The organism is Corynebacterium sp. UMB6689 (assembly GCF_030215295.1).
Taxonomy (GTDB): Bacteria; Actinomycetota; Actinomycetes; order Mycobacteriales; family Mycobacteriaceae; genus Corynebacterium; species Corynebacterium aurimucosum.
This window is the reverse complement of the sequence record NZ_JASOLS010000025.1, coordinates 22,537-31,460: the sequence shown is the minus strand read 5'-3', so window position 1 is coordinate 31,460 and position 8,924 is coordinate 22,537. Positions and strand designations below refer to the sequence as shown.

At 61.2% G+C, this 8,924-nt stretch carries 11 protein-coding genes; 4 read left to right on the top strand and 7 right to left on the bottom strand.

All coding sequences use genetic code 11. The features are described from left to right. Positions 1 to 55: 55 nt before the first annotated feature. From QP363_RS11535 to QP363_RS11515, 5 genes are all read right to left on the bottom strand, one after another. Positions 56 to 811: a VWA domain-containing protein gene (locus QP363_RS11535; RefSeq protein WP_284764645.1), complete on the bottom strand. Its 756-nt coding sequence runs from the start codon at positions 809 to 811 to the stop codon at positions 56 to 58. Between the two features lie 236 nt (positions 812 to 1,047). Then, positions 1,048 to 1,494: a DUF1990 domain-containing protein gene (locus tag QP363_RS11530; protein WP_049156131.1), complete on the bottom strand. Its 447-nt coding sequence runs from the start codon at positions 1,492 to 1,494 to the stop codon at positions 1,048 to 1,050. 3 nt (positions 1,495 to 1,497) lie between these two features. Then, entirely contained in the window at positions 1,498 to 1,806 is a 309-nt protein-coding gene (locus QP363_RS11525; RefSeq protein ID WP_049156133.1) for a hypothetical protein, read from the bottom strand. Between the two features lie 47 nt (positions 1,807 to 1,853). Continuing rightward, complete coding sequence (locus tag QP363_RS11520; RefSeq protein WP_070730871.1) at positions 1,854 to 2,534, bottom strand: DUF4232 domain-containing protein; 681 nt, start codon at positions 2,532 to 2,534, stop codon at positions 1,854 to 1,856. 25 nt (positions 2,535 to 2,559) lie between these two features. Then, complete coding sequence (locus QP363_RS11515; protein ID WP_070644774.1) at positions 2,560 to 2,988, bottom strand: NUDIX domain-containing protein; 429 nt, start codon at positions 2,986 to 2,988, stop codon at positions 2,560 to 2,562. Positions 2,989 to 3,176: 188 nt separating this feature from the next. Between QP363_RS11515 and QP363_RS11510 the strand changes: the two genes are divergently transcribed. Continuing rightward, a complete protein-coding gene (locus tag QP363_RS11510) occupies positions 3,177 to 4,379 on the top strand; it encodes a S1 family peptidase (protein WP_284764644.1) in 1,203 nt (400 codons plus the stop codon). 118 nt (positions 4,380 to 4,497) lie between these two features. Here QP363_RS11510 and hisN read toward each other — a convergent pair whose 3' ends face one another. Then, a complete protein-coding gene (gene hisN, locus QP363_RS11505; protein WP_070525620.1) occupies positions 4,498 to 5,271 on the bottom strand; it encodes a histidinol-phosphatase in 774 nt (257 codons plus the stop codon). Further along, positions 5,264 to 6,091 carry an inositol monophosphatase family protein gene (locus QP363_RS11500; RefSeq protein WP_284764643.1) on the bottom strand — a complete coding sequence of 276 codons (828 nt, stop codon included), beginning with the start codon at positions 6,089 to 6,091 and terminating at the stop codon, positions 5,264 to 5,266. The genes hisN and QP363_RS11500 overlap by 8 nt, the downstream gene beginning before the upstream one ends. A 69-nt stretch (positions 6,092 to 6,160) precedes the next feature. Between QP363_RS11500 and prfB the strand changes: the two genes are divergently transcribed. Genes prfB through ftsX form a run of 3 tightly spaced genes read left to right on the top strand, consistent with a single transcriptional unit; the run spans position 6,161 to position 8,893 of the window. Beyond that, the gene (gene prfB, locus QP363_RS11495) at positions 6,161 to 7,267 is read left to right on the top strand and encodes a peptide chain release factor 2 (RefSeq protein WP_070444184.1); all 1,107 of its coding nucleotides are present in this window, start codon (positions 6,161 to 6,163) and stop codon (positions 7,265 to 7,267) included. A gap of 33 nt (positions 7,268 to 7,300) precedes the next feature. Further along, on the top strand, positions 7,301 to 7,990 hold the full coding sequence (ftsE, locus tag QP363_RS11490; RefSeq protein ID WP_070444182.1) for a cell division ATP-binding protein FtsE: 690 nt from the start codon (positions 7,301 to 7,303) through the stop codon (positions 7,988 to 7,990). Continuing rightward, positions 7,991 to 8,893, top strand: coding sequence for a permease-like cell division protein FtsX (ftsX, locus tag QP363_RS11485; RefSeq protein WP_070444180.1), 903 nt, complete (start codon positions 7,991 to 7,993; stop codon positions 8,891 to 8,893). It abuts the gene before it with no gap. Positions 8,894 to 8,924 lie beyond the last annotated feature (31 nt).

Below are 8,924 nucleotides of genomic sequence, written 5' to 3'. Positions count from 1 at the left end.
GGCATGGTGGTAGATTACCTTTCTTCCCAACCCAACCGGGCTGGATATCAGGTGTCTACCTAACAGGGGTCAGGTCCGTGGTGAAGAAGGTAGTGGATTCAGCCGAGTGCCCTTTACCCTCCGTCGGAAGAAGAGCGGTGGAGAAGGCCTCTACGTCACGGTCTACCTTGGCCGGGGAACCTTCGGTTTCGCCGCCTTCGATCTCCTCTAAGTCTGACTCGTAGGCGTTGAAGGTGCGGGGTGCTGCGCGGTTCAGTTCTTTGGCCAAGCTATCGGCGTCGGAGGCGTCGGCGTAGGTGCCGCCGGTGGCGTCGGCAATGCACTGCAGTTCCTGCTGTGCCTCGGGCTCAACGTTGAAGCCGACGGTATTGATGACTAGGTCGATGCCCTGCTCCTTCAGCTCTTTCGCCACATCACACACGGGTGGCGGGGTGCAGGTGGCAACGCCATCGGAGACCAAGATGATGCTGCGCTGGCCTTCCTTTGGTAGCTCAGCGGCGGCCTTGCGTAGGGACTCGCCGATGGGGGTGAATCCTCGTGGCTGCAAGCCATCCATATGAGCAATCATCTTCTCAGAGTTACCGGCCTCGGGTGGTGTGACCACGGTGATGTCCTGGCAACCGGCCGCCTCATCTTCGGGGGCTTCGCCGGTGTTGCCGCCGTAGGTGACAAGCCCCAGAGGAGCGTCGTCACCAGCCTCGGTGATGAAGGTGCGGGCAGCCTCTTTGGCGGCATCAATGCGGGTCTGCCCGCCGGCATCGTTGGTGATCATCGAGCCGGAGGAATCGAAAACCACCATGGTTGGAGCCATGTTGCTGGAAGTGGAGTTGGCCGATTCTGAAGGTTTGTCTTCCGCGGCGGCTAAGGGAAACAGCCCGGTTGCAGCTGCCGCGGCTAACACCGCGAGAATGGCCGCTAAGGCCACCGATAAGGAACGGAAAGTATGGTGAGGGAAAGTGTGTATGTGAGTTAAGTTACATGCCAAGTGGTTACCTCGCTCGGCGAGCGTGGAACTGAGGGGGAGTGCGCCCCATTGACACCCCGCCATTAGTCATCCAAAGCGTGCAGGTAGAAAAAGCGGATCAGCGCGCGCCGGGGAATATCGAGCAGCGGGCGCAGGAAGCTCAGGCGGGCGGGTTGGGAGGAGGCGTCGACAAGCAGCAGCGTGCGCCCATCCCGCAGGCGCTCCAGGGTGAAGGTCTCCTCGCCGCGCTCGATGTGGCCGGGGAGGGTGCCGTAGGTAAAGCCGCAGCGGCCCTCCTCGTGGAATACATCCACCACCCGGCAGTGGAACTCCCATGGGCCTAACCCGAGGGAGACCTCTGCGCCCTCTTCGACGATGTCGTGGCTGGGCTTGACCCGAAAGAGGCCGCTGCGCTGGAGCCCCCAGCTAAAGAGCTTGTCGGCCGCGGTGTCAAAATCAGCGTCGATGACGCGGGACATGTGCAGCTGAGGGAAGCCTGCGGTGGAGGAGTAGGAGAGTGGTTCGGGCATTGCTTAAGCCCTGTCGCCTGTACGGCGAAGCCAGGCGCAGAGTTCCTTCTGTGCGCGGTCCACACCTCCGGGGTAGCTTTCCTCAAGCTCGAGTTTGACGTTATCGAAAATGCGCTCTGAGATGAGCTCCGCGCGCGCTCTACTCAGTTGTCCTTGTAGTTCATCGAGCGGCACCTTGAGCTCCGTATAGGGGCTCGGGCGGAAGTACCAGGAGCGCATGTCTTCCGAATAGACGACAATAGTTGTCTTCGTCATGTGCGATTCCAGCACAACGTTCCCAAACACCAGCGACGTCAGCTTCTTGGATTCCATGGCCGCGAGTGTAGACCGATGTGAACGCCTGCTGCTTTTAAGCGGGTTTAACCTGCGGTAACCGGTTGGATAGAGAGGTAGTTGGCATCGCCAGCGCACCCTTCGAAGCCGGAAATGCGGATGAAGGCGCTCGCGGTTTCGCCGGGCGGGTAGACGCGCAGGCCGTCGGCCGCCTGGGGCTGGCAGGAAGTTGGGTCGAGGACACCGATGTTGGTCATCTTCAGGCCCGCACGGGCAGAGTGCCCGGGCTCGAGCGTGACGGTTGCTGTTTCTTGGCCCGATTCACGCTCGGCGGCGGGGCCGAGCTGGGTGCCGTCATCATTGGTGACGGCGGAGACGCCAGGAAAGCCTTGCAACGTACACGGTGCGGGAGAAGTGTTGGTGAACGTAATGTCAGCCAAGCGTGAGCCGGCGGCCCCCTGCTCGTTGGCAAGACTGATATCTAGCTGTTTCGTTGTGCAGGCGCTGTCGGCGGCAGTCGGGATTGCGCCTTGGGCGCTGTGCGCGTCTTCGCTTGTCTCGGGTGACTTCTGTTCGGCGGCCGCTGAATCTGCGTCGTGTGACTGCGGGTCTGCGGATGTTGAAGCCCCAGATTCGGCGCTGGCGGCTTGAGTGGTGGGGGAGACAGCGGAAAGCGTGGCGTCGGTGCTGTCATCGGTGGCGCAGCCGGCCAGTGCAAGGGCAAGGGAACCGGCGGCGAGAACGGGGAGTAGTCGCTGCGTAATCATGGTGTGGAGTCTAGGTCTTGGGAGCTTAGAGTTCTTGCAGGGCGGGGAATACCCTCTCCTTGAGTAATGGGGCGATAGTGACGTCTGGGGCAGCGGGATCGACCCAGGCTAGCTCTGCAATCTCCTTGTCAGGGTGGGCGACGGAAATCTCTTCTTCACAGACATAGACGTGAGCGTGGATCGTCTGAGGTGCGTCATTGGCCGCAGGCGAGACATAGGTGGCTAGGCGGCGCAACTTCGACATATCAACCGCGGCGCGAACAGCCTCGTGGGCGATGAGCTGGGCGGCGCGAGCTGGATTAATGGTCTCATCGATGGAGCCAAATGGCAGGACGAATTCTGGAGTATCGGTGGCGCGGATGACAAGAACGCGGCCATGGTTATCGCGCAGGATTACAGCGACTATCTCAGCAATGCCTGCAGGAGATGACGAAGAATTGGCAGTCTCAGACATGCCTCCATAGTAGGTCTGCGGAGGCGCGGCAGGCGGTGAAAGATAAGAGGGGGCACCCGAAAACTGTCAGTAGTGTAACGGCTTGGACACAGTCCCACACGTTAGAAAACGGCTACCCCAGTGCGCGTGTCATTATGGGGGAAGTCTTATAGACCAATACGAGAAGAAGTGAAAAGAGGAATTGCTCAATGAGAAAAATTCCGCACCTTAAGAAAGTCATTGTGGGCTCGGCTTTCGCAGGTGCGTTCTTCCTGGGTAACCCAATGGCGGGTGCTCAGGAGCTCCCCACCATCCCGGAGATTGATTCAGCAGGTTTTGTCGACCAGGTACGCACGGATCTGCAGTCCGTAGGTATTGAGACCAAGCCCGTGGACAAAGAGCTGACCGACGCCCTCGATACCGCCGTCAACGGTGCTGCCGCAGCGGCATCGAAGGATGTGAACCAGGCAGTCGAAGGAGCAGTGAACTCTCCTGCGGCGCAGCGCCTTAAGGAGCAGGCGAACCTGAACACACAATTGCCGGCCGCGTCCGAGCAGCAGGACTATGCCGGCGCTGATGCCATCACGGGTGAACCGCTGACCAACCCGACTCCCATCGGGCTGCTGGAGGAGGCCACGCAGCCGGAGTTCGTGCCCCAGGGCACCGATCCGAACTACGTGTGGAAGAACGACCTGTTCTCCAAGATTGCTGCTGGTAAACCGCACGCGGAGTACGTTCTGCATCGAGTCCCTGGTTCTTTCTACGATGCTCCCCAGATCCCCGAGGAATCCAACGTTGCGATGACCGAAGGGAAGTCTCTGTACGGCCCGGGAACTCCGCTGTACATCCGTGAGGACACCATGTGCACGCTGACGGCAGCCGGCACTGATGCCGAAGGCCGCAAGGTCGGTATTACAGCTGGTCACTGCGGAAATGTCGGCGACCCGGTGTCCTCGGCGGACTCCTGGCAGGTAGGCCCCACCGGCACCGTGGTGGCGAAGAACGCTAACCTGGACTATTCGCTCATCGAATTCGGCTCCCAGGCCGAGGTAACCCGCAGCTACAACGGTGTGAGTGCGCAGGCGATCGGTGGTACCACGCAGCCGGGCGATATTACCTGCAAGAGCGGTGTAGCTACTGGCCGCACCTGTGGCATGACTTTCCAGCACACTGAGCGCATCACGATTAACCAGGTGTGCGCGATGGTCGGGGACTCCGGCGCTCCGGTCTTCCGCGACGGCCGTATCGTCGGCTCGGTATCCCGTGGACTGGTCCCGGGTCTGCCGTCCTGCCGCACCCCGTGGCAGGGTGCGCTGCACAACCCGACGGTCGTGGCTAATACCGATGCCATCATCGCGGATCTCAACCGCCGCGAGGGCCCAGGTTCTGGATTCGTGCTTCCGGAGAACTAGAAGTACGTTTCTAACAAATAGGGCCCCAGATCTTTAAAGATCTGGGGCCCTATTTGATCGAAGTGACCTGTACGCGGCACGGTTCGCTGGCGTGCGACGTTGGGGCGCCGCGCAGAAGCTAGGACAAGGCGCTGAGGGCGGCGTCGTGAAGCTTGCCGTTGGAGGCCAGCGCTGAGCCGCCGTGGGGGCCGTCTTCGCCGCGGACGTTGGTGAAGCGGCCACCGGCCTCAGTCACAAGAAGCGCTGGGGCTGCTAGGTCCCAGAGGGAGACCTCGGGCTCGGCAGCGATGTCGACGGCACCTTCGGCCACCAGACAGTAATTCCAGAAGTCGCCGTAGCCGCGCAGGCGCCAGACCTTGTCCGTGAATGAGATGAAAGCGTCGCGGTTCGGCCGCCACCCAGACAAGGAGCTCATGGCCAGAGAAGCATCTTCCAGTTTGGAGACCTCGGAAACACGCAGGCGTTTCGGCTCCCCGCCGAAAACTCGGTAGGCGCCGCCGCCCTTGGCTGCGTACCAGCGGCGCCGCAGGGCAGGGGCGGAGACGACGGAGACGACCGGCTCGCCGTCTTCCAACAGCGCGATGAGGGTGGCCCAGACGGGGACGCCGCGCACGAAATTCTTCGTGCCGTCGATAGGGTCGATAACCCACTGGCGGCCCTCGAAGCAGGCCTCGCCACCAAACTCTTCACCCAGCACCTCATCGCGCGGGCGGGAGCGCTTGAGCGCCTCACGGATGGCCTTTTCGCATGCCAGGTCCGCGTCAGAGACCGGGGTCATGTCCGGCTTTTCCTTGACGGACAGGTCTGCAGCCTCAAAACGGTGCATCGTAATGGCGTCCGCATGGCCTGCCATCTCCAAGGCCAAGCCGAGGTCTTCTTTGAATTTACCCACGGAGCCATTCCTCCATCTGATCAACTACCTGTTTATTACCCGCGATACACCATTCCACACCGCCGGCTTTAACCTTGCGCGCCGCGCCGCCCGCGGCCAGCACCAGCGCCTGGCCGGGGAACCAATCCCAGTCCTTGACGGAGTGCTGCATCCACGCTCCCCACGTGCCATCCGCCACGCAGGAGAGATCCACGGAGCCCGCACCCAACATGCGCACGGTGGCGAAGTGCGGGGCTACTTTTTCCCAGGCGGACGCGATTGCGGGATCCGTCATGGACGTAGGGTGCAGGTACGTCGACAAGCACAGCTTGTCGGCGGGGCTGTCGGTGAGCTTGGTGACGTCCTTGCCGTCCAAGCTGGTGGGGAAGTCACGGCCGCCGAACCAGGTATAACCCATAGCGGGGCGGTGGACGGCGCCGAGGATGACCCCTTCAGCGTCGATAAGCGCGAGTGCAGAGCACCAATAGTCGGAGCCTGAGGCGAAGTTGTAGGTGCCGTCGACAGGGTCGATGACCCAGGTCCGGCCGGACTTCGACTCGCGGTTCGCACCCTCTTCGCCCACGATGCCGTCCTCGCCGCGCAGGGCTTCGAGTACACCGGCGACGAAACGCTCGGCGGCGAAGTCGGCGTCGGTGACGACATCGGAGACGGAGGTCTTTTGCTCTATGTCTACTCCCTGCTCGCGCAGGCGCCAGGCCAGGCGGCCTGCGTTATAAACAAGCGCTTGGGCAAGGTGGGCGTCAGTATCGTCCGCGTGGGCGACGATGAAGGTCTTGATGATGGCATCGATCATCTCGGTGAGGTTTGGCTGGTCACTCATGCCGCCTATTGTCGCGCTAAACGCGGCCGATGGCTAATCAGGGAGAAAGAATAAGTAGAGTAGGGGGCTATGCGTCCGGAACAAACAGCACGACTTGAGGAACTCAGCGCCACCTTGACCTCCATTGAAAAGGTGATGGACCCGGAGGCGGTGTCCGAGCGCGTGCGCGAACTCGAGGCCCAGGCGGGGGACCCGTCGCTGTGGGATGACCCTGATCATGCGCAGAAGGTGACCTCGGAGCTGTCGGCGCAGCAGGCAAAGCTACGCAAACTGAATTCCCTGCGCGGGCGCATTGAGGATCTGCCCGTGATGTCTGAGCTGGCGGAGGAGGAAGGCGACGAGGCCTCCCAGGAGCTCGTGGATACGGAGCTGGAAGAGCTCGGCGCGGCCATCGAGGCACTCGAGGTGACCACCATGTTGTCCGGTGAGTACGACGAGCGTGAGGCGGTGATCCACATACGCTCCGGAGCCGGTGGCGTGGATGCTGCGGACTGGGCGGAGATGCTCATGCGCATGTATACGCGCTGGGCGGAGAAAAACGGCCACAAGGTGGATGTTTATGACATTTCCTATGCCGAAGAAGCCGGTATTAAGTCCGCTACCTTCGTGGTGCATGGCGAATACATGTATGGCCAGCTTTCCGTAGAGCAGGGCGCGCACCGCTTGGTGCGTATTTCTCCTTTTGATAACCAAGCCCGCCGCCAAACCTCGTTCGCGGAGGTAGAGGTGTTGCCGGTGGTGGAGCAAACCGACTCCATCGAAGTGCCGGATTCGGAGGTGCGCGTGGACGTCTACCGCTCCTCGGGCCCGGGTGGTCAGTCGGTCAACACAACGGATTCGGCGGTGCGCTTGACGCACATCCCGACCGGCATCGTGGTGACCTGTCAGAACGAAAAGTCCCAGATCCAGAACAAGGCCTCTGCTATGCGCGTGCTGCAGGCGAAGCTGCTGGAGCGCAAGCGCCAAGAGGAGCGCGCGGAGCTCGATGCGCTGGGCGCCGGTGGCAATGCCTCCTGGGGCAACCAGATGCGTTCCTATGTGCTGCATCCGTACCAGATGGTCAAGGATCTGCGCACGAACTATGAGGTGGGGGATCCCTCCAAGGTCTTGGATGGTGATATCGATGGTTTCCTGGAATCCGGGATCCGGTGGCGTATGGCGCAGCAGGAGTCCTAGGCTCGAGTAACAAATGTTGCTAATGTGGCTTAAGTGATCACTTTTGAGAATGTGTCCAAGGTCTATCCGACCTCCACAAGGCCCGCGCTGGACAACGTGTCCTTTGAGATTGAAGACGGAGAATTCGTCTTTCTCATCGGCCCGTCCGGCTCCGGCAAGTCGACCTTCCTCCAGCTCATGGTGCGCGAAACCAATGTCAGCTCGGGCGATATCTACTTCGGGGACTTCCACGTCAACGCGTTGAAGGGGCGCGAGGTCAACCGCCTGCGCCAATCCATCGGCTATGTCTTTCAAGACTTCCGGCTTCTGCCCAAGCTCAATGTCTACGACAATGTCGCCTTTGCCCTCGAGGTCATCGGCAAACGCAAGGCGCGGATTGCCAAGCAAGTCCCCGAGGTCCTCGACATGGTCGGCCTGGGTGCCAAGCAGCACCGCATGCCGCATGAACTCTCCGGCGGTGAGCAGCAGCGCGTGGCGATTGCGCGGGCCTTTGTTAACCGTCCCAAGTTGCTGCTTGCCGACGAGCCCACGGGCAACCTTGATCCCTCCACGGCTGCGGAGATCATGGCCTTGCTCACCAAGATCAACCGCCGCGGAACCACCGTGGTGATGTCGACGCACAATGCGCGCGCAGTTAACGAGGCCCGCCAGCGCGTCATTGAGCTGCACAACGGCACGCTGGTGCGCGATGAGAAGAACGCGATGTACGGGGAGGCGGTCTAGGTGAATCTGGGCTTTGTATTCAGGGAAGCTTTTAAAGGGCTAGGGCGTAACATCACCATGACTATCGCCATGGTGATCACCACGGCCATTTCGGTGGCGCTTGTGGTGGCTGGTGTGCTGGTTACCCAGATGACCAACGAAACCAAAAACATCTACCTCGAACGCGTCGAGGTCATGGTCCAGCTCAACGAGGATATTTCTGCCAACGATCCGCAGTGCAAGGACTCCGCCTGCGCCGGGCTGAAGAAGAAGCTAGAGGCGGATGAAGATATCGAGTCCGTCAGCTACCGCAACCGTGAGGATTCCTACGAGCGCTTTGTGGAACTGTTCAAGGAAACTGATCCAGTCATGGTTGAGGAAACCTCCCCGGATGCGCTGCCGGCGGCCTTCCATGTGCGGCTGAAGGATCCGACGGATACCGCGCCAATCGACGCCATCGCGTCCGACCCTGCCGTTAGCGACATCATCGACCAACAAGAGGAGGTCCGCAGCGCCGCAGGCAACCTCGACGCCATCCGGAATGCCACCTTCGTCTTAGCTGCTGTCATGGCGCTGGCCGCCATCATGCTGATCGCGAACATGGTGCAGATCGCCGCCTATCAGCGCCAGCGAGAGACCGCGATTATGCGCATCGTCGGTGCTTCGCGGTGGGTAACCCACGCCCCCTTCATCATGGAGGCGGTCCTCGGCGCCGTCGGTGGTGTCGTTCTCGCCGGGATAGGCGTCATCGTAGGAAAGAACACGGTGATCGATCCCGCGCTGAAGGACCTGTACCACAACCAGCTTCTGGCCCCGGTGACCGCAGGCGACGTGTGGACGGCTCTGCCTATCGTGGGGCTTGTGGCAATCCTGTGCGCTGCACTGACCGCGCAGGTGACCATGCGCGCCTACGTGCGGACATAGGCCAACAGGCCTGTTGTGGGTTGTGCCTGGC